Annotated in this window: 16 protein-coding genes and 1 pseudogene; 12 read left to right on the forward strand and 5 right to left on the reverse strand. The window is 61.7% G+C overall.

Going from position 1 to position 18777, the window contains the following annotated elements; translation table 11 throughout:
- Positions 1-306: 306 nt before the first annotated feature.
- The gene (locus HTUR_RS05050) at positions 307-3189 is read left to right on the forward strand and encodes an MEDS domain-containing protein (RefSeq protein ID WP_012942224.1); all 2883 of its coding nucleotides are present in this window, start codon (positions 307-309) and stop codon (positions 3187-3189) included.
- Positions 3190-3754: 565 nt separating this feature from the next.
- Here HTUR_RS05050 and HTUR_RS27875 read toward each other — a convergent pair.
- Positions 3755-4003: pseudogene (locus HTUR_RS27875) on the reverse strand (BBE domain-containing protein); the annotation flags it as partial.
- 72 nt (positions 4004-4075) lie between these two features.
- On the opposite strand from HTUR_RS27875, the gene HTUR_RS28635 reads away from it, so the two are divergent.
- Complete coding sequence (locus HTUR_RS28635) at positions 4076-4885, forward strand: helix-turn-helix transcriptional regulator (RefSeq protein WP_012942226.1); 810 nt, start codon at positions 4076-4078, stop codon at positions 4883-4885.
- A 189-nt stretch (positions 4886-5074) separates the two neighbouring features.
- Here the strand turns inward: HTUR_RS28635 and HTUR_RS05065 are convergent, their stop codons facing one another.
- On the reverse strand, positions 5075-5893 hold the full coding sequence (locus tag HTUR_RS05065; RefSeq protein ID WP_081443455.1) for an MBL fold metallo-hydrolase: 819 nt from the start codon (positions 5891-5893) through the stop codon (positions 5075-5077).
- A gap of 209 nt (positions 5894-6102) precedes the next feature.
- Positions 6103-7500 carry an FAD-binding oxidoreductase gene (locus HTUR_RS05070; protein WP_012942228.1) on the reverse strand — a complete coding sequence of 466 codons (1398 nt, stop codon included), beginning with the start codon at positions 7498-7500 and terminating at the stop codon, positions 6103-6105.
- A gap of 162 nt (positions 7501-7662) precedes the next feature.
- On the opposite strand from HTUR_RS05070, the gene HTUR_RS05075 reads away from it, so the two are divergent.
- The 3 genes from HTUR_RS05075 (at position 7663) to HTUR_RS05085 (ending at position 9857) form a co-directional block, all read left to right on the forward strand.
- Positions 7663-8223, forward strand: coding sequence for an OsmC family protein (locus tag HTUR_RS05075; RefSeq protein WP_049941613.1), 561 nt, complete (start codon positions 7663-7665; stop codon positions 8221-8223).
- Between the two features lie 2 nt (positions 8224-8225).
- Positions 8226-9002 (forward strand): methyltransferase domain-containing protein, encoded by a 777-nt coding sequence (locus HTUR_RS05080; RefSeq protein WP_012942230.1) that lies wholly within the window; start codon positions 8226-8228, stop codon positions 9000-9002.
- A gap of 138 nt (positions 9003-9140) precedes the next feature.
- Positions 9141-9857: a class I SAM-dependent methyltransferase gene (locus tag HTUR_RS05085; RefSeq protein ID WP_226377479.1), complete on the forward strand. Its 717-nt coding sequence runs from the start codon at positions 9141-9143 to the stop codon at positions 9855-9857.
- A gap of 271 nt (positions 9858-10128) precedes the next feature.
- Here HTUR_RS05085 and HTUR_RS05090 read toward each other — a convergent pair whose 3' ends face one another.
- The gene (locus tag HTUR_RS05090; protein WP_012942232.1) at positions 10129-11037 is read right to left on the reverse strand and encodes a helix-turn-helix transcriptional regulator; all 909 of its coding nucleotides are present in this window, start codon (positions 11035-11037) and stop codon (positions 10129-10131) included.
- Positions 11038-11186: 149 nt separating this feature from the next.
- Here HTUR_RS05090 and HTUR_RS05095 point away from each other — a divergent pair, with 149 nt between their 5' ends.
- From HTUR_RS05095 to HTUR_RS05110, 4 genes are all read left to right on the forward strand, one after another.
- A complete protein-coding gene (locus HTUR_RS05095; RefSeq protein ID WP_012942233.1) occupies positions 11187-12620 on the forward strand; it encodes an FAD-binding oxidoreductase in 1434 nt (477 codons plus the stop codon).
- Positions 12613-12858, forward strand: a complete 246-nt coding sequence (locus HTUR_RS05100) for a DUF7512 family protein (protein ID WP_012942234.1) — start codon at positions 12613-12615, stop codon at positions 12856-12858. Before HTUR_RS05095 ends, HTUR_RS05100 begins: the two co-directional genes overlap by 8 nt.
- 2 nt (positions 12859-12860) lie before the next feature.
- Positions 12861-13850, forward strand: coding sequence for a sulfite exporter TauE/SafE family protein (locus HTUR_RS05105; protein ID WP_012942235.1), 990 nt, complete (start codon positions 12861-12863; stop codon positions 13848-13850).
- Between the two features lie 306 nt (positions 13851-14156).
- Positions 14157-14573: a putative quinol monooxygenase gene (locus HTUR_RS05110; RefSeq protein WP_012942236.1), complete on the forward strand. Its 417-nt coding sequence runs from the start codon at positions 14157-14159 to the stop codon at positions 14571-14573.
- A gap of 148 nt (positions 14574-14721) precedes the next feature.
- Here HTUR_RS05110 and HTUR_RS05115 read toward each other — a convergent pair whose 3' ends face one another.
- Entirely contained in the window at positions 14722-15804 is a 1083-nt protein-coding gene (locus tag HTUR_RS05115) for a class I SAM-dependent methyltransferase (protein WP_012942237.1), read from the reverse strand.
- Between the two features lie 151 nt (positions 15805-15955).
- Between HTUR_RS05115 and HTUR_RS05120 the strand changes: the two genes are divergently transcribed.
- From HTUR_RS05120 to HTUR_RS27245, 3 genes are all read left to right on the forward strand, one after another.
- Entirely contained in the window at positions 15956-16852 is an 897-nt protein-coding gene (locus HTUR_RS05120) for a helix-turn-helix transcriptional regulator (RefSeq protein WP_049941614.1), read from the forward strand.
- 222 nt (positions 16853-17074) lie between these two features.
- Entirely contained in the window at positions 17075-18376 is a 1302-nt protein-coding gene (locus HTUR_RS05125) for an L-lactate MFS transporter (protein WP_012942239.1), read from the forward strand.
- A 102-nt stretch (positions 18377-18478) separates the two neighbouring features.
- Entirely contained in the window at positions 18479-18643 is a 165-nt protein-coding gene (locus tag HTUR_RS27245) for a hypothetical protein (RefSeq protein WP_187291470.1), read from the forward strand.
- Positions 18644-18777 lie beyond the last annotated feature (134 nt).

An 18777-nucleotide genomic window follows, 5' to 3' on the forward strand; every position in this document is an offset into this window, starting at 1 on the left:
TGGCCGACCAAGCGAGTTGGTGTCACGGGGATCCGCGTACATCCAAACCGGTCAGTAGAGAGAAAATCGATCGCCGATTGGCGGCCGATCATCGCTGGAGAGTACCTCCACCCAAACCCTGTCAAAAGTTCTGTGCTGCATCTCTCATGGGCCCTCGTTTATTTCGTCTCAGCGGAACTGAACTGACCGTAACGTACTGCGTGCATATCTACCGAGCGCTGGCTCCAAACGGTGGGAGTACGAGGGCGGATCACCCACGTGCAGATGAAGACCACATTTAACCGTGCCACCCAACTACCGTTGCCAATGAGTCAACAGGGCGAACGCAGTGACCAACCGGGGACGCCGGGTCTCGAAAGCGGCCTCGAGGCATTGCGTCAGAGTCCTGAGTTTCGCGGCCCGGTCGAATCCCTCGATGGTCACGACCACGCCAACGACCATTTCGCACTCATATATAAGAACCGGGACGAGCAGTTCGCGGCCGCCATCCCGTTCATCCGCCAGGGGCTCGAGCAGGGCGAGCGATGCCTGTACGTCGCGGATGACAACTCGAAAGCAGAAGTACTGGAAGCGATGCGGGCCCGCGGCATTGACGTGGACGGTGCCCTCGACTCGGGTGCGCTCTCCGTCCACACGGAGGCGGACACGTACCGCAGGACCGGCACGTTCAATCAGGATGCGATACTGGAGTTCTGGGAGGACTCCCTAACGGAGGCAACAGACGAGGACGGCTACACGGGAATCAGGGCAGCCACCGAGATGACGTGGGCGCTGGATGAGAATACGAGCCCCGATCAATTGGTTGAGTACGAAGCGGCCCTCAACTCTCTGTTCCAGAACGAGGACTACACCGTCATGTGTCAGTATAATCGCGAGCGGTTCCCACCCGAGGTGCTCGAAGACGTCATCCAGACCCACCCGCTCCTCATCCACGACAACGTGATCTCTCACAACGTCTACTACACCCCACCCGAGGAGGTCTTCGGCCCCGAGCAGCCAGCCGACAGGGTCGATCGGATGATGGGGACGCTGCGCGAGCGAACCGAGGCGAAGACGGAACTCCAGCGATCGAAGGAACACGAGCAGGCCCAGCAGAGATTGTACGAGATCGTTGCCGATTCCGACCTGCCGTTCGACGACAAACTCCAGGCGGTACTCGAGCTCGGCTGCGAGCGGTTCGACCTCGAATACGGCGGGATCGCCCGCATCGATCCGGCGACCGATCTGTTCGAGGTGGAGACCATACGCGGGGACCACGACCACCTCGTCCCGGGCGAGCAGTATCCGCTCTCCGAAACCTACTGCCGATCGGTGGCGGACGACGGAGAAACCGCTGTCGTCACCGACCCCGTAAGCGAGGGGTTCGAGGGGAAACTGTGCTACGAGCGCTTCGGCGTCCAGACGTACCTCGGAACCCGACTCGAAGTCGATGGTGACGACGATCGGACGTTCTTCTTCGCCTCGAACGAACCACGGGAGGAGGGGTTCTCTGAGGCCGAACGCACGTTCCACCACCTGATGGGGCAGTGGGTGGAGTACGAACTCGAACGGAGGCAGGCCGCGGAGGCGCTGCGCGAACAAACCCACACTCTCGAAACGATCAACCAGGTGGGCAACTCGTTGGCGGCCGAACTCGACCTCGAGAATCTGGTGCAGAAGGTGACAGACGCCGGTACGGAAATAACCGGCGCGGAGTTCGGTGCCTTCTTCTATAACGTCATCGACGACCAGGGAGAATCCTACACGCTCTATACCCTCTCGGGCGTTCCCGACGAGGCGTTCGAAGACTTCCCGATGCCGCGCAATACGGAGGTCTTCGGCCCGACCTTTCACGGCGAGGGGGTCGTCCGTTCGGACGACATCACCAACGATCCGCGCTACGGTAACAACGCGCCCTACAACGGGATGCCCGAAGGCCATCTGCCCGTCTGCAGTTACCTGGCGGTTCCCGTAATCTCGAACTCCGGTGAAGTACACGGCGGGCTTTTCTTCGGCCATTCTGAACCGGGCGTCTTCACCGAGAAGGACGAAAACATCATCACCGGGATTTCCGCTCAAGCGGCCGTAGCCATCGATAACGCTCGTCTGTACGAAACGGCGCGCGAAAGCGAGCAGCGATTCCGGGCGCTGGTCACCGCGAGTTCCGAAGCCGTGTTTCGCATGGGCCCCGATTGGGACGAAATGCAACACCTCGAAGCCCAGGGCTTCCTCGCCGACACGAACGAACCGACCAGCGACTGGCTCGACAAATACATTCACCCGAACGACCAGGAGCGCGTCATGGAGGCCGTCAACGAAGCCGTCCGGACAAAGAGCACGTTCGAGCTCGAACACCGAGTAGAGCAGGTCGATGGCAGCCTGGGCTGGTCGTTCACGCGTGCGGTACCGATGCTGAACGAGGACGGTGACATCGAGGAATGGATCGGGATGGCGAGCGACGTTACCGAGCGCAAGCGTCGCCAGCAGGAACTCGAACAAACTAACGCGCAACTGGAACGCTCGAACGCCGAATTGAAGCGGTTCGCCTACGCCGCCTCCCACGACCTCCAGGAGCCGTTACGGATGGTGTCGAGTTATGTCCAACTGCTCGAACAACGATATGCCGACGATCTCGATGCCGACGCACAGGAGTACATCGAGTTCGCCGTCGATGGTGCCGACCGGATGCGCGAGATGATCGATGCGTTGCTGCAGTATTCACGGCTCAACACGAGTGACAAAGAATTCGAACCCGTGGACTGTAATGACGTGCTCGCCCAGGCGACGGATAATCTTCAAATCGCCATCGAAGAGAGCAGCGCCGAGATTACCTCGGATTCACTGCCCACGGTCATGGGCGACGAGCAGCAACTGGTGCAGCTGTTCCAAAATCTGCTCGATAATGCTATTACGTACGCTGGTGATGAGCCGCCGCATATTCACGTCACCGCTGAGAAGCAAAACGATGAATGGGTGCTGTCGGTCCAGGATAACGGAATCGGGATCGGTTCGGAAAAGGCTGAGGAGATCTTTGAGGTGTTCAACCGCCTCCACACCACTGACGAGTATGCCGGCACTGGTATCGGCCTCGCACTCTGCCAACGGATCGTTGATATTCACAACGGCCGCATTTGGGTTGAGTCGGAACTCGGTGAGGGGTCGACTTTCTCATTCACAGTTCCCGAGAAGAAAGCGAGCAAATCCGCATAGGTAGTGGTTCGTAGATAAGTGAGGGAATCGAGATTCTGCTGGCCGAGGATAACCCGGGCGATGTTCGTCTCATGTACGTAGCAGATGGCTGGTGAACTCGTGACCGATACGCGCTACTCAATTCAGCAAGACGCTACGAGCTCATGACTCCTCCATCAATTACGCCGATTTTCAAATCCTCGAAAAACAGCCACCTCATGCCTAAAAGGTTGATTCGTTCGATAATCGAACTGGTGCCTGCAGCGCCCATCGATTATCGAACGGTCGTAATCCGCCGGACAGCAACGGATGAGTCATTGCCAGCCGCGGTTTCACGTCCTTTGACCGACGAGGGCTGGACATGCGTTCATTCGAGTGTCGAACGAGTTAGTGTGCATCGGGGGATTCGCGTACATCCAAACAGGTAGCAGCCCAGAAAATCAACCGCTCATCGACACTAACTCGTAAATTTGCGTGCTAATTTCAGGATGTACTGGCTGAACCAGCTGCAATCTTGATTCTACTCACTGATGTGGCTTGGTCCGTTGACGATTGCCACAAGGCTACCGCTGATTCATTCTCGTGATTACTTGTGGCTTGCTCCACCGTCTGTCTGAGCGCTTCCGGACGGAGTACTATTCTGATTGCGGCTGAAGAGGTTCGACGGGTCGTACTTGTCTTTCAGGGCCAACCACTCGTACGTCGGCCCGAACGTGGTCCGCATCATCTCGTCGCCCTCTTCGAGGAACCCCGGGAAATTCAGGTAGACCGAGCGATCGGAGAACTGGCGCATATCGCCGAGGCAATCGCGCCCCCATTCGACGTTGACGTCGGCATTCTCTGGATTCTCAACGGCCCGCTATCCGGGGATACGAATAGTTATAGCTCCGGCACACGTATACGTCCCATGTTACCAAAGACCGCGATCACTCCCCTCGACGACATCGAGTTTCTCGCGCGGTCTGAACATCGCGTTACCGCGCTCGCAGCACTGGCCAGGCGGCCCCAGAGCCGAGCCGACCTCATAGAGATGACCGGGACTTCGAGGTCTACGATCGGGCGCACGTTGCGCGAGTTCGAACAACGACAGTGGATCGAGAAGGACGGCCACCAGTTCGAGGCCACACAGCTGGGTGGATTCGTCGCGGCGGGCATGCGGGAACTGATCGACCGGCTCGAAACGGAGCAACGGCTTCGGGACGTCTGGCAGTGGCTCCCGTCCGAGACGAGCGGCTTCACCATCGAAATGGCGTCCGATGCGGTCGTGACGGTTGCCGGGGCTGACGACCCGTATAGCCCGATGCGACGATTCGAGTCGCTTCTCCGGGACACCACCACGGTACGGTTTCTTCGCCCCGAAGTTGCGCTGATGGATCTCTGTTTCGACCTTCTCTACCAACGGGTCGAAGACGGCGTAGACATGACGCTGATCGACCGGCCGGAGTGCCACACATACTTTCTTTCGACGTACCCGAACCGCAGTTCGAAGATGGTGAAGCGGGACAATTTCACGATTCTCGAGCATGACGACTTCCCTCCGTACGGAATCGGTCTTCTCGATGACTGCGTTGCGATCAGCTGTTACGAGCAGGGCAACGGCACCGTACATGCCGTAATCGATACCGACGCACCGGCGGTCCGCGAGTGGGCAGAATCGACGTACGAATCCTACCGACGCGAGGCGCGACCACACGCCCTCGAATCAGTCGCGGAGTGACTGTACCGGTATTGTCGGTCGGGCTATCGGCTGGCGCACGCCCTATCGAGTGGCCCATCTGTATCTGAGGGCGGCTCTTGCACTACCTGCACGGCGGTCAGTGATTGGGCGAGTGTCACTGGAATGCACCAGGCAAAAGAGGGCCTAACACTCGTCATGGAGACGCCGGCAGCGATCAGAACGAGAGCATTAATCAGCGGGAGAATAAAGCTCCCCGAGATCTCCCCTCCACGGGTCAACATGTCCTGGGAGCAGGGAGACTTGGCCGAGAGTGGCCAATTTGCGTGCGGAGTCCTCTTGTTGCTCTTTATTAAAGTTGAACAGGTCCCCTCCTCGCACGGGCTCAGGATCCACGGCCTTTCCACTCATTATATCCAGCGTTATGAGCGCGTCGCCAGCGAAGAGGATTCGAGAATCCGGCAACCAGAATGAACAGTGCCCCTCCCTATGTCCCGGTGTATGGATCACTTCGGGCTGACCGGGGACGTCCAGTACCTGACCTTCAGTGAATGTGTTAACCTCGGCGATCGGTTCCTCGTCACCCATGCCATCCTTCATCAGAGCGCGGATAAATCGCACAAAAGCGGGTCGCCACATGAGGAGGAAGAATCCTATAGGCGGCTTGCCTAGGCCTTCCAAAGCTACTTCTTCACCATCTTCGTGGACCCAAACGGGGATCCCCTCCTTCCGAAGCGGTTCAGCCAGTCCGATATGATCCGGATCTATATGCGTTAGAATCACCGCGTTAATATCGGATATATCGGCCTCAATTCGTTCGAGCCCGGCCTGCAGCAGGTCCATGTGAGCAGGCAATCCCGCATCGACCAATGTCAGTCCATCATCGCCCTCGATGAGGTACATATTGGTCATGGTTGAACAGAGCTGGTAGACACCATCGGCCACTTCCGTACCCACTTGCTCTTCCCTGAGATGGGATTCTATGTTCCAAGGGATTCTCATGGTCCGCCGCTGGACGATTCTTTTTGAGGTTTCTTCTGCTGTTGCCATTGGCTCCACCGTTATAGCCTCACTCGACCAATCCCGCCCTCCAACGTGACAGCGAAGCAAGCGCTGATCCTCTCTAGGATGTGCACCACGATAACAGTTCTCACTGACCACTGCCCAATCGATTCGACTCTCCGATCTATAGATTATGCGAGATATACGCCCTGAATGCTGTGAACCCGGTAGTACGAAAGCCGCCAGAGTGTACCCTCTTAGGCGGTCGGCTCGATATTCTGGTTTAGCCGGAAGAGGTTCTCTGGGTCGTACTCGGTTTTTACCTCGACGAGGCGGTCGTGGTTCTCGCCGTAGGCGAATCCCTCTTCGCCTGCTTGCTCGCTGATGAAGTTCACGTACGTCCCGTCGGTCGAATACTCGGCCAGGGCGTCGTGTGCCTCTTGCGTCCACCCGATACACTCGTCGTCCTGCTCTGGATCGTCCCAGCGAGCAGTGATGTTCACGACGAATTCCGCGTCTCGGTGAGGGTAGGCGGTCGCGTCCGCCGGTAGGCGAGTCGTAGCACCACCCAGATGGACCAAGCCGAGCTTCGTCTCCGGGGTCGGTCGCGTCAGGCCGTACTCCAGGCACGTGTCGATCGTCTCGTCGGGGAACTCGGTGAAGTTGAGCGACTTCCAGTAGTTCCGGGCACCCGACGCGTTTGCGGGATCGAAGAACTGCTGCCACGCTGCGTACGAGCGCGGCTCCACGTTGTCCCCGACGGGATCGCCGAGCTCCCGCAGCGGTTCGATCAGCGCCATCCCCTCCTCCAGATCTCCGAGGTAAATGGGGAGGACAGCGACGACAGTGCTCCCGTGGTACGCGTCCGGGATGAACGAAGCCGGGGGTGCGGCCAATACGATCACCCAGACGGTGAGTTCGTCGGGAACGTCGGCAACGAAATCTCGCCAGTGACGGATCACGTCGGGGGCATCCTCGACTCGATGGATAATCAACCCGGCGAGGACCTCCGGCTCGACCTCGTGGAGGTCGAACTCGAAGGAGGTAACGACCCCGAAATTGCCTCCGCCACCACGGACGCCCCAGAACAGGTCGGGATATTCGTCCTCGCTTGCGTGGACTAACTCGCCTTCAGCGGTGACCACGTCTACAGAGCGGAGATTATCGACCGTCATCCCGTACTTGCGCGAGAGGTAGCCAAAGCCGCCCCCGAGCGTTAGTCCGGCGACGCCGGTCTCGGAGACGAAGCCCAACGGCGTGGCGAGCCCGAACGCCAGCGTCTCGTGGTCGAGGTCACCTAGCGTCGCCCCGGGCCCGACACGTGCGGTTTGGGCTACGGGATCGACTCGTACCGACGCCATCGGTGAGAGGTCGATTACTAGCCCGTCGTCACAGACGGCGTTCCCGGCGGCGTTGTGTCCTCCACCTCTGACAGCGATGGGCAGGTCGTGATCGCGGCCGAAGTTCACGGCTGCGATCACGTCTGCGACCCCCTCACACTGGGTTATGACTGCCGGCGTTCGATCGATCATCGCGTTCCAGATCGTTCTGGCCTCGTCGTAGCCATCGTCGTTCGGACGGAGCAGCGTCCCACGAAACTGTTCCTGAAGGTCGCTAACTGCGTTGTCGTCTACCGGGGACGCGTGAACTGCCATTACGAACGTCTACACGGCCTGGAAGGTTAGGTAGTCATCTGGTGGTTTTCCGCCCTCAATGACCACTGTCCATCGTCTGCAAGGCGGTCAGTGGGTGACCGAATGTTACGAGATACCTACATAGCTCTCGCCTGCGTCGCTCCTCTTAGGGTGGAATACCTCATGAGCATCACTCACGGCGTAGATGTAGAGCAACTCGGCCAGGCGGTCGAAACAATCACGGAGGAACCAGAAGGCGGCCAATTCCGGTTCCGCGCGAAAACCGAATGGACCGACGGCCTGCAATGTGTGACTACGATCGACGATTTCGATCAGGCCGGCGAACGAGTTCACACCCAGGAGTTCCACGTCAAGGGGGACGAACCGGAACAGATCCTCGGGAAACGGTCGGCACCGAACGCGGTCGAGCTTCTGCTCGCCGCCCTCGGCTCGTGTCTGAGCGTCGGCTACGCGGCCAACGCCGCCGCCATGGGTATCGAACTCCGTGACCTCCGGTTCGAACTGGAAGGGGACGTTGACCTCCGAGGATTCCTCGGCATCTCCGAGGACGTCCGAGCCGGATACAACACGGTGACCTGTACCGCCTACATCGACGCGAACGCGTCAGAGGAGGAACTTGCCGAACTCCGAGACCGGGTCGAAGCCACCTCGCCGCTGCTGGACAACATCACGAATGCCGTCCCGCTCGAAACCGACGTCGTCCCCGTACAGAAGGGCGAGTAACGATGTCGAAATCACTCGACGTCGATAAGCTAGAGCGAGAAGTCAAGACCGTCTACCGGAACGTCGCAGAGGCGCCGACCGACGAGCATCACTTCGAGATGGGACGCCCGTTAGCGAAGCGGCTCGGCTATCCGGCATCTGATCTCGACCGAGTGCCAGCAGAGGCTATCGACTCCTTCGCTGGCGTCGGATATCACTTCGACCTCGCCGATCCTCAGGAGGGCGAGGACGTACTCGATCTCGGTAGCGGGTCGGGAATGGACGCCTTCGTCGCGGCGCTTCACGTCGGTGACGCCGGGAGCGTGACTGGGCTAGACATGACCGACGGGCAACTGGCAAAGGCAAGGCGACTGCGTGACGAAGCCGGGATGGAGAACGTCTCGTTCGAACAGGGGTACATCGAAGACCTCCCGTTCGCCGACGAGTCGTTCGACGTCGTCGTATCCAATGGCGTCATCAATCTCTCTGCCGAGAAAGAGCACGTCTTCGCAGAGGTGAATCGCGTACTCGGGCCAGATGGCCGGTTGGCACTCTCCGACATCATCAGCGAAACCCGGATGCCCGAGAGCATCAAATCCAACGCGGATCTCTGGGCGGCCTGCATCGGTGGTGCCGAACAGGTCACCGCCTATACCGACATGATCGAAACGCCCGGCTTCGAGGACGTCAAAGTCCGGGAGAATCCACAGTACGAGTTCATCTCGGATCAAGCGACGAACGCGTGCCAGAAGTACGGCGTGAAAAGCATCTCGCTGGGCGCTCGGAAGAACAATCAATAAACTGAGGTTAGAACTTACTAGAAGGGAACCGAGATGAACGATAATACCCAGTCGGTTGATTACGAGGGCATTACGGAGGGCCAACGGGAGACGTGGTCGAGCGGCGATTTCAACGAAATTGCCCGCCAAAACGTCGTCATGGCCGAGGCACTCTGTGAAGCCGTCGATCCACATCCCGGACAACGAGTCCTGGACGTGGCGTGTGGGAGCGGCACAGCGGCGCTGATCGCGGAGCGACGGTACTGTGACGTCACGGGCCTCGACTACGTACCTGGATTGATCGAACGAGCGAAAACCCGGGCGCGGGCCAACGGGCAAGAGATCGACTTCCAGGTCGGTGATGCCCAGGACATGCCCTTCCCCGACGACAGCTTCGACGCGGTACTCTCGGTGTACGGCGTACAGTTCGCACCCGACCAGGAACGGGCGGCACGTGAACTGCTTCGGGTATGCAAACCGGGCGGCAAAATCGGTCTGGCAGGGCCGATTCCCGACGGGTGGAGCGGCGACTGGTTCGCTGCTCATGCGCAATACGTTCCTCCACCACCCGATGTCCCATCGCCCCTCCGCTGGGGCACCGACGACGGGCTCGAGGAGTTACTCGGCGCTAGCACTCGGTCGATCGAAAGTGACCGACGAACTGCGCTCCAGTACTATCGGTCGATCGACCATGCGGTGGACGTGTTCAACACGTACTTCGGCCCGACGATCCAGGCGCTCAAGATGCTTGATACTGATTCGCAAGAGCGCTTCCGAACTGACCTCGGGCACGTATTCGACCGCTATAACCGTGCGACGGATGGGACTGCAATCGTCGAGAATCAGTACCTACAGACCGTTGCAACTCCCGTGTAGTGCGGTGTATTTTCAACTAGGACCCAGACGCTTGAATTCGACCGTCTCACGCCTCAAAGGTCGATTCGTTCGACACGCGAAATAGAGCTGCAGCGCCCATACATTTCGCATGGAATAATCGCCCATCAGGGCGGCGATTCTCGAGCGAACGTGCATCGTTTTGCTTTCGTTCGAGGAGTGAGCGGACGAGTGGCTGCCACCGGGGGTTGCGTATATCCGACGTAGTGGCAGCCGAGAAAATCAATCGCTGATTGGGTACGCGGAGAGCGTATCACTGAGTCAAATCCCTCGCATCGAGCGGATTGGAGTCCGCTCTGACTGACGCGTAGACGCGCTCGGCCCACTCACGCGCGATCGGGGCATCCGTATCGACGAACACCTGCATCAAGCCGGTGGTCTCCTCGTAGCCGCCGATTCCGACGCGTTCGTCGAAGAGCGCGAGTCCGTAGGGGAGTTCGTCGCGCGTTCGGAGGGTCAAGTGCCCGCGATCGATCGCTTCCCGGGCACGTTCGGGGTACGTCTCGAAGAATTTCTCGACGATGTGCGGCAGGTAGATGATCTCGGTATCGGTTTCCTCGAACACCTGCTGGTGAAACTCGCCGAGGACCAGCGGCGCCATGTGAGTCGTATTAAATCCCCGGAACGAGTCGGATTCACTGACGAGTTCGATGAACCGCTCGACCGGTTTGTAGGGATCGTCCGGTTGGGCGACGGTAATCGTCGCGTCCACGAACGGTTCGAGGATGAAGTCCCGATGATCATCACAGACCGCATCCAGAAGCGGCGTCATTCTGTGTGCGGTCCGCACGTTCGCCTCGAACCGGAGGACCTCCTCGGCGATGACCGCGCCGCGCCAGGTCAACTGAAATCGACCATCGACCTTCTCGACGAAGTCCTGCTCGTCGAGCCACTGCGTGTAGCGGTGGCTCGTCGCCCGCGAAACGTCGAGGCGCGCTTCGATCTCTCGGCGATCGAGCGGTTCTTCCAGCAGGACTTCGAGGACCGGGCCGTGCCTGACGATGTCGCCGAGCAGGTCCGTATCGACGCGGTCGCCCGCGGCGTCCAGACGCTGGCCCAGATAGCGACGGTTCCGTTCGTTTTCCAGGATCGCCTCCAGGATCGGCGAACCCGGTGGCGGACGGCCATCCTCCTCCGGTCGTTCGTCTCGGTCAGGACCCATGTGATCCACTCACTAGATAAAGGCTGTCACTGGTAGTAACTCTATCCCGTGCGCGCTCCGGAATTCGTCTCACCGCCTGAAACGGTGCTCTCGAGGCCGAATCCTGTTCGATAGGTGAGGCCAACACCCGCGCTGTCGTCCACTTCTGTATGGCACAACAATCTATCCCCACTGGACAGATCGAACGGTTCGAGACAGAATTCAACGGCGATCTGACTCGTGTCGATGATGCTGACTACGACGACGCTCGTTCGGTGTGGAACGGGATGATCGACAAGCGTCCGTCCCTGATTGCTCGGTGCCGTGGCGTCGGTGACGTCATCAGCGCGGTGACCTTCGCCCGCGACCACGACCTGTTGGTGGCGGTCCGTGGCGGCGGGCACAACGTCGCCGGGACCGCCGTCTGCGACGACGGGCTCGTCATCGACCTCTCCGAGATGAGGGGCGTGTGGGTAGACCCCGATACGCGGACGGCACGGGTCCAGGCCGGCGCCACGTGGGCGGACGTGGACCACGAAACCCAGACCTTCGGGCTGGCGACGCCCGGTGGGGTCGTCTCGGAGACGGGAGTCGCGGGGCTGACGCTCGGTGGCGGCATCGGTCATCTCCGCTGCAAGCACGGCTTGACCTGTGACAACCTCGCATCCGCAAATCTGGTCACGGCGGACGGCGAGTACCTGACCGCCAGCGAGGACGAGAACCCGGACCTCTTCTGGGGACTCCGTGGCGGCGGCGGCAACTTCGGGGTGGTCACCGGCTTCGAGTTCGACCTCCACCCTGTCGGCCCGGACGTGGCGATCTGCCTCGTGTTTTATTCGGGTGACCGGATGGACGAGGTACTGAAAGCCTACCGCGACTACGTCGCGGATGCGCCCCCGGAAGTCAGCTTGCTCACCCTGTCAGGTGTGCTTCCCGATGAGGAACTCTTCCCAGCGGACGCGGTGCACGAATCCAAAATAGCAATCGCGGGCTGTTACGCGGGCTCTGTCGCGGACGGCGAACGCGAACTGGCACCCCTGCGAGAGATCACCGAGCCGATCGCCGACTTCAGCGGGCCGATGCCGTACGTCGAACTTCAGCAACTCTTCGACGAGGACTACCCCGACGGGATGCGCTACTACTGGAAGTCGCTGTACCTCGACGGCCTGCCGGAGTCCGCCGTCGATCGAATCGCCTACTGGTCCGACGTGGCACCGTCACCGCTCTCGACGGTCGACGTCTGGCAGTTGGGCGGCGCGATCGCCCGGGTCGGCGTCGAGGACAGCGCGTTCGCGGGGCGACACGCTCCCTTCCTGCTGGGCGTCGAAGCGAACTGGGAGCGTCCGGCGGACGACGACGCGAACGTCGAGTGGGTGCGCGACTGTCTCGAGGACATGCGCCAGTTCTCGGACGGGTCGGTGTACCTGAACTTCCCGGGGTTCCTCGAAGAGGGCGACGAGATGATGCGGACCACGTTCGGGCCGACGTACGAGCGGTTGGTCGCGCTAAAGGACGAGTACGATCCGACGAACCTGTTCAGCCTCAACCAGAACGTCACGCCGTCCGAAAGCGCTCGAGCCGACGGTGGTGGGTGCCATGAGTGACCGGGACGCCGAATTCCCAGCCTTCGGGCGGCGGTCAGTGACAGACTGGATCGTACTGGTGAGTATACTGGTGGGAGCGCTGAGCGTTCTGCTAGTCGCTCCCGCAGTCGGTGAGTCCGGCGAGGCCGCTGCCACGCTCGGGTACATTCTGGCGGAAGCGCTCGTGCTCTACGTCGGATACGGGGTACTGATGCGCGTTGCTAGTCCGACCGCCCGCGAAATACTCGAGAGTGCCTGACCGTGGAGCTCCTCGGCCTCGATATCCTGCTGATCGGTTTCTTCGTCGGATTCGGCCTGCTCATCGGCGTTCTCTTCGGGTTCTTCGGGATGGGCGGGTCGTTCCTCGTGACGCCAGCGCTGTTGGTGGTCGGATATCCGGCACCGGTGGCCGTCGGGAGCGGACTCGCGTTCGTCTTCGGCACCAGCGTCATCGGTGCGCTCCGACACCGCGATCACGGCCAGGTCAGCTACGCACTGGCGGCAGTGATGAGTCTCGGACTGCTGTTCGGTATCGAGATCGGCACTCGGATCGTGTTCCTGCTTGCGGGTCTCGGAAGCGCTGACGTCGTCATCAGCGCGGTGTACGTCGGACTTCTCAGTGCGGTCGGGCTCTTCGTCCTCCGAGACGCTCGCACTGCCGATTCAGATGTGGAAACGGGCCGCGTCGCTACCGGCGTTCTGGCCATCGAGCTCCCACCGATGGTGTCGCTGTCCGGCGGTGCGACCGTTTCGGTGTGGGTTATCTTCGTCGTCGGGTCGGGCATCGGCGTTCTCTCTGGCTGTCTCGGCGTCGGTGGGGGGTTCCTCCTGCTCCCCGTCATGGTCTACGGGTTCGGCGTTCCCACTGCGGTCGCTGCTGGGACCAGCGTCCTTCAGATTCTGATTTCGGGCGCGTTCGGGACGTTCGTCTACGCCCAGTCGAACGCGGTCGAGATCCCCGTCGTCGCCGCGTTACTCGTCGGGAGCGCTTTCGGTGCCCGCATCGGTGTGAGTGCCACGCGTCTCGTAAACGAAGCGGATCTGAAAGGATACTTCGCGGGGATGCTGCTCGCTGGGGGCGCCGCCACCGCGTGTAAGCTGGCGAGCGACGTATACGGGGTCGAACCGCTCGAGACGGGGAGTGTCGTCCTCATCTTCGGCACTGCAGTGCTGGTCAGTGGTGCGATCGTCCGTACGTCGATCGCTGCGCTCAGGACGAATCGACAGTCCGGGTCGCCACGGACCCACTAGCTACTCACGTGGCTTCGACTGGTACGATCAGGGAGTCCGACTGGTGGGCCGGTCACTGGCCCGATGTGATTTTTGGGGGCATCGCTGGGTGCGTTCAGTCTAATTGTCACAACTACGCCCCTGCACGGTAACAGATAACACGGTTCGCGTCGTACTCAGCGAATAGCGTCTGCTCCGATGACCCGGGGCCGGAGGAAGAATCCGTCGCGCTGGGCGCAACGACCGGAGGGGGTACGATGGCAACACCAGTAGCGATCGAGACGGGAGCGGTACAGCGCGGTGACAGCGTCGAATACGGGGGGCGAGATGGCTGACTTCATCGTGTACATCGACCGATCTACCGTCCGCGACGGGAAGCTTGACGAACTCGAACAGGCGATGACGGAGCTAGTGGACTTCGTCGAGGCCAACGAGCCGCAGATACTGGCCTACGACGTCTACTTCGACGCCGACGAGGATCGAATGACCGTAATGCATATGCACGCCGAGCAGGCATCGCTGGAATTTCACATGGAGGTCGCGGGCCCGAAGTTCCCGCCGATCGGCGAGTTCATCGACCTCGAGTCCATCGACGTGTACGGCCACCTGAGCGAGGATCTCGCCCAGCGGCTGAGGGACAAAGCGACGGAGTTGGGAAGCGGACGTGTGTCAGTTCACGACCATCACCGAGGTATCGGTCGCGTTCCGGACAGTCGAGTCGAAGGGGGAGTAGACGGTCGGTGAGAGACGGCCGAACGGGCGGCGGGGATGATCGGTGCGACCCTCACGGGCCGTTCAGCGCGACGCCCCATCGTCACCGCTATTTTGAGACGGTCGAATTCGGACACACCACGCCCCAGCGGTCGATCCGTTCGACGGGACGGAGTCGTCATCACGGTCTGGCCTCGAGCACGAGGTTGAACGGCGTCTCGGTCGCCCGGCGGACGCTCGTGAACCCGCCCTCGGTAATTACCTCACGGAGACGCGCTTCGCCGGCCTGGGCTCCCAGTACGGGGTCGCCGCCCTGGGCGAGCGAGTTCGGGACGCAGGCCATCGTCGAGGCGCAGTAGAACGCCCTGCCGACCGGGTTCAGGTTGTCCTCGACTCGATCGTTGGCGAAGGGCTCGACCAGCATCCACGCCCCGTCGTCGGCGAGCGTCTCCCGGACGTGCGACGCCACGCCGACCGGATCGCCCATATCGTGATACGCGTCGAACATCATCACGAGGTCGTAGTCGGCCCCGTCGAACTCCGTCGCGGTCGCCACCTCGAAGCCGATACGGTCCGCGACACCGGCGTCTTCGGCTCGCTTGCGGGCCACCTCGATCGAATGCTCGTGGTAGTCGACGGCGACGAACGCCGAATCGGGGTAGGCCTCGGCCATGATAATCGTCGATGCACCGTGACCGCAGCCCACGTCGGCTACGCGCCCGCCCGCCTCGAGCCTCGCATCTATCCCGTCCAACGCGGGAATCCACTCGTCGACGAGACTCGTCTCGTAGCCGGGCCGGTAGAAGCGCTCGGTGCCGTGACACACGTCCGCGTCGTGTTCGTGCCAGCCAACGCCCGCGCCGGTTCGGAAGTCGGCTTCGAGCTCCGAGAGGCTCCGCTGGTACCCCATCAGCCCCTGGAACCCGCCGGCGAGGAACGCGGGGCTGTCCTCGTCGGCCAGCAGCGCCGCCTGCTCGGGTGTGAGGCCGTAGCGACCCGTCTCGGAATCGTAGGTGACGTAGCCGCCGGCCGCTCCCGCGGCGAGCCACTCGGCGACGTACGGCTCCACGGTGTCGGTCCGTTCGGCCAGCTCGGCGGGCGTGAACGGTCCGCCGTCGGCCAACGCCTCGTAGAGGCCGAGCCTGTCGCCGATAACGATCAGCGGCGCGTAGTAGGCCGCCCCGAGCTCGTTGACGGCCATTCCGACGAGTTCATCCAACTGTTCTTCGTCGACCGGTTCGTCGGCGGTAGTCGGTAGTGCCATATCTGGACAGTGGACGGCGACCGTGTTGGCCTCATTCACGGAGATTCCGTTTCACGGACTGAACGCCGTTTCAGTGCGCGAGAGTGACTGTCTCATCACGTACGAGATAGAGCTACTACCGTTGCTACCCTACCCCGAGCTAGTGACTGACATGGACGTTCCCGAAGACGACCAACTCACGTTCAATCCACCGGCATCGCCGATCGTAGAGGCGGTCATGCAGAACGCGCGGAACCAGCAATACCTCGGTAAGCGCCTCAACGCGGCAGGCACCCGCGCCGACCCGGACCATCTCGGCGACATCGTCCGGCACGGGCCGGTTCTCGAGGCGCTCCGAGCGGAGCCCCTGGATCGCCGCGAGATCGAGGATCGCCTCGAGGTTTCGCGGGCGACGAGCCACCGCCTGACGAGGTGGCTCGACGAACAGGGGTTCGTCGAGAAGACGGACGGTCGGTTCCGGTTGACGGGTCGCGGCGAGGCGGTCACCGACGAAGTACTCCGGTTCGAGGCGAACGTGAGCACCGTCCACCGGATGGGGCCGCTGTTGGACGCGATCTGTCCGCATCACGCGGAGTTCGCCATCGAGCCGATGATCGATTCGACCGTGACGGTCGCTGAACCGACCGTTCCGGACCGGCCCGCCGAGCGGTTTATCGAACTCGTCGGCGAGTCGGAGACGTTCCGGGGGTTCAATACGACGCATCTGGCGCCGCTGATGATCGGCGAGTTCTACCAGCGAGTGTTCGACAGCACCGAAGCCGAACTCATTTACCCACCGGACATCGCCGAGAGGCTGTGTGAAACGTATCCAGTCCGCGTGACCGAGGCGGTCGATCGCGGACAGTTGACCCTCCGAACCCGAGAGAAGCTCCCCTACGGACTCGCACTCTTCGACGAGCGCGTCGGACTCGGCGGCTACGACGACGACACGGGACTGATGCAGGTGTTCGTCGACACGGACTCGCCCATGGCCCGCGAGTGGGCCGAACGGGTCTACGCGTCGATCGAGGCGGACTCGACGCCACTCGACAGTCTGACGGAGCAGTGAAATCTCTCGCAGGGGCGGACAGCTAGTACTACGATCTGTCGATCAGTCTATTTTCAGACGATCGGATTCGGACCCTCACGAGAGCGAGCGACGACTGCCGGGCCGACCATCGAGACGTGACATTCCTTTGACCGAAACACCGCGACGACGCCCACTTGGCGGACGCCCACCGTGCAAACGCACGCCCCGAGCATTTACCCGATAATCTAATATTCGGCAGTGATGGTCCGAACCGAAGCCAACAGAAACCGCTGGTTGATCGCGCTCTCGGCGATCGCGATCCACCTCTCGATCGGATCGATTTACGCGTACAGTGTCTATCAGAACCCGCTTCGCGACGAGTTGGGATGGGCGATATCCGACGTCTCGCTGGCCTTTACCGTCGCGATCGTCTTTCTCGCGCTCTCGGCGGCGTTCCTCGGGGGCTTCGTCGAGAACCGCGGACCGCGGACCTCGGGACTGATCGCCGCCGGGACCTTCGGGCTCGGGATCATCGGCGCCGGCCTCAGCGTCCAGCTCGAGACGTACGCCGGCTTCATCCTCACGTTCGGCGTGATCAGCGGGATCGGCATCGGGCTCGGTTACATTACCCCGATCTCGACGCTCGTCCAGTGGTTCCCCGACCGCCGCGGGATGGCCACCGGGATGGCCGTCATGGGCTTCGGCGCCGGGGCGCTCGTGACCGGCCCGGTCGCGAACTACATCATCGAGGCCGCGAGCATTCCGGTCGCCTTCTACGCGCTCGGTGTCGCCTACTTCCTGCTGATGGCCGCCGGCGCGAGCTACCTGAAGAAGCCGCCGACTGACTGGGTCCCGGCGGGAATCGACGAGAGCGAGATCGACACCGCGGACAACGAGAAGGGGGTCTCCGTCAACACGGACCTCGCGGAGCTCACCGGTAGCGAGGCGCTGCGGACGCCGCGGTTCTACCTCGTCTGGCTGATCATGTTCATCAACATCTCGGCGGGGATCATGCTGCTGTCGGTCGCCTCGCCGATGACCCAGGCCATCACGGGAGTCGAAGCGGCGACGGCGGCGTCGGTCGTCGGCCTCATCGGCATCTTCAACGGCGGCGGTCGGATCTTCTGGGCGACCACCTCCGACTACATCGGGCGGACGACCACGTACGGCGTGTTCTTCGGCCTGCAGATCGTCGCCTTCCTGCTGATGCCCCAGCTCAGCAACCTCTGGCTGTTCTCGAGCCTGATGTTCCTGATCATCACCGCCTACGGCGGCGGGTTCGCCTGCCTGCCGGCGTACCTGGGCGACCTGTTCGGAACGAAAGAACTCAGCGCCATCCACGGCTACACCCTGACGGCGTGGGGCGCCGCCGGCGTCGCGGGGCCGATGCTCATCTCGGAGATCGTCGAGCGGACCGGTAGCTACGTGATGGCGTTCTACATCGTCACCGGAGCGTTGGTCGTCGGACTGGCTTCCGTGGCCGTCCTCTACGTCCGAATCAAATCCGTTCGCGACGCGCGCGGCGGTCCGAGTCGCCGGCCGTCCGAGCAGGCGACCGACTGATCGTCGGCGCAGTCCCGCGACGGAAACGCCACGCGGCGTGATCGCGCGCCGTGTTCCGGTGCCGTGCGAAAGCCTATCCGTCGCGCCGGCCAACCGTGACGCATGTTCGGTGATCCCACACCGTCCGAAGAAACCCAGTCACGACCGGAAAGCGATCGACGCGTTCGGCCGGCGTTCCTGACGCTCCTCGCGATCGCGACCGCGGCCGCGGGACTCCTTCTCTGGCGCCGTCGTACCGCGGCGCCGAAGCTAGAACCGCCGTTCTGATCGCCGACGGGCGCCGCCGGAACGAGGCGGTCGTGACCGCGACGCTATCGCGGCGGCTCTTCGCTCGAACCGCCCGCCGGCACCCATAAGACGCCCGACATGCCGGCGAACCGTTCCATACCCATTCAGGCCGT

Origin of the sequence: Haloterrigena turkmenica DSM 5511 (genome assembly GCF_000025325.1) — an archaeon.
GTDB classification, from domain to species: domain Archaea; phylum Halobacteriota; class Halobacteria; order Halobacteriales; family Natrialbaceae; genus Haloterrigena; species Haloterrigena turkmenica.

Excerpts from the sequence above, each read along its gene's own strand:
- HTUR_RS05090 (WP_012942232.1), bottom strand. The coding sequence starts at position 11,037 with ATGGGTCCTGACCGAGACGAACGACCGGAGGAGGATGGCCGTCCGCCA.
- HTUR_RS05115 (WP_012942237.1), bottom strand. The coding sequence starts at position 15,804 with ATGGCACTACCGACTACCGCCGACGAACCGGTCGACGAAGAACAGTTG.
- HTUR_RS05085 (WP_226377479.1), top strand. The coding sequence starts at position 9,141 with ATGGCCGAGGCACTCTGTGAAGCCGTCGATCCACATCCCGGACAACGA.
- HTUR_RS05065 (WP_081443455.1), bottom strand. The coding sequence starts at position 5,893 with ATGGCAACAGCAGAAGAAACCTCAAAAAGAATCGTCCAGCGGCGGACC.
- HTUR_RS05110 (WP_012942236.1), top strand. The coding sequence starts at position 14,157 with ATGGCTGACTTCATCGTGTACATCGACCGATCTACCGTCCGCGACGGG.
- HTUR_RS05125 (WP_012942239.1), top strand. The coding sequence starts at position 17,075 with ATGGTCCGAACCGAAGCCAACAGAAACCGCTGGTTGATCGCGCTCTCG.
- HTUR_RS05075 (WP_049941613.1), top strand. The coding sequence starts at position 7,663 with ATGAGCATCACTCACGGCGTAGATGTAGAGCAACTCGGCCAGGCGGTC.
- HTUR_RS05050 (WP_012942224.1), top strand. The coding sequence starts at position 307 with ATGAGTCAACAGGGCGAACGCAGTGACCAACCGGGGACGCCGGGTCTC.
- HTUR_RS05095 (WP_012942233.1), top strand. The coding sequence starts at position 11,187 with ATGGCACAACAATCTATCCCCACTGGACAGATCGAACGGTTCGAGACA.
- HTUR_RS05080 (WP_012942230.1), top strand. The coding sequence starts at position 8,226 with ATGTCGAAATCACTCGACGTCGATAAGCTAGAGCGAGAAGTCAAGACC.
- HTUR_RS05120 (WP_049941614.1), top strand. The coding sequence starts at position 15,956 with ATGGACGTTCCCGAAGACGACCAACTCACGTTCAATCCACCGGCATCG.
- HTUR_RS05070 (WP_012942228.1), bottom strand. The coding sequence starts at position 7,500 with ATGGCAGTTCACGCGTCCCCGGTAGACGACAACGCAGTTAGCGACCTT.
- HTUR_RS27245 (WP_187291470.1), top strand. The coding sequence starts at position 18,479 with ATGTTCGGTGATCCCACACCGTCCGAAGAAACCCAGTCACGACCGGAA.
- HTUR_RS28635 (WP_012942226.1), top strand. The coding sequence starts at position 4,076 with ATGTTACCAAAGACCGCGATCACTCCCCTCGACGACATCGAGTTTCTC.
- HTUR_RS05100 (WP_012942234.1), top strand. The coding sequence starts at position 12,613 with ATGAGTGACCGGGACGCCGAATTCCCAGCCTTCGGGCGGCGGTCAGTG.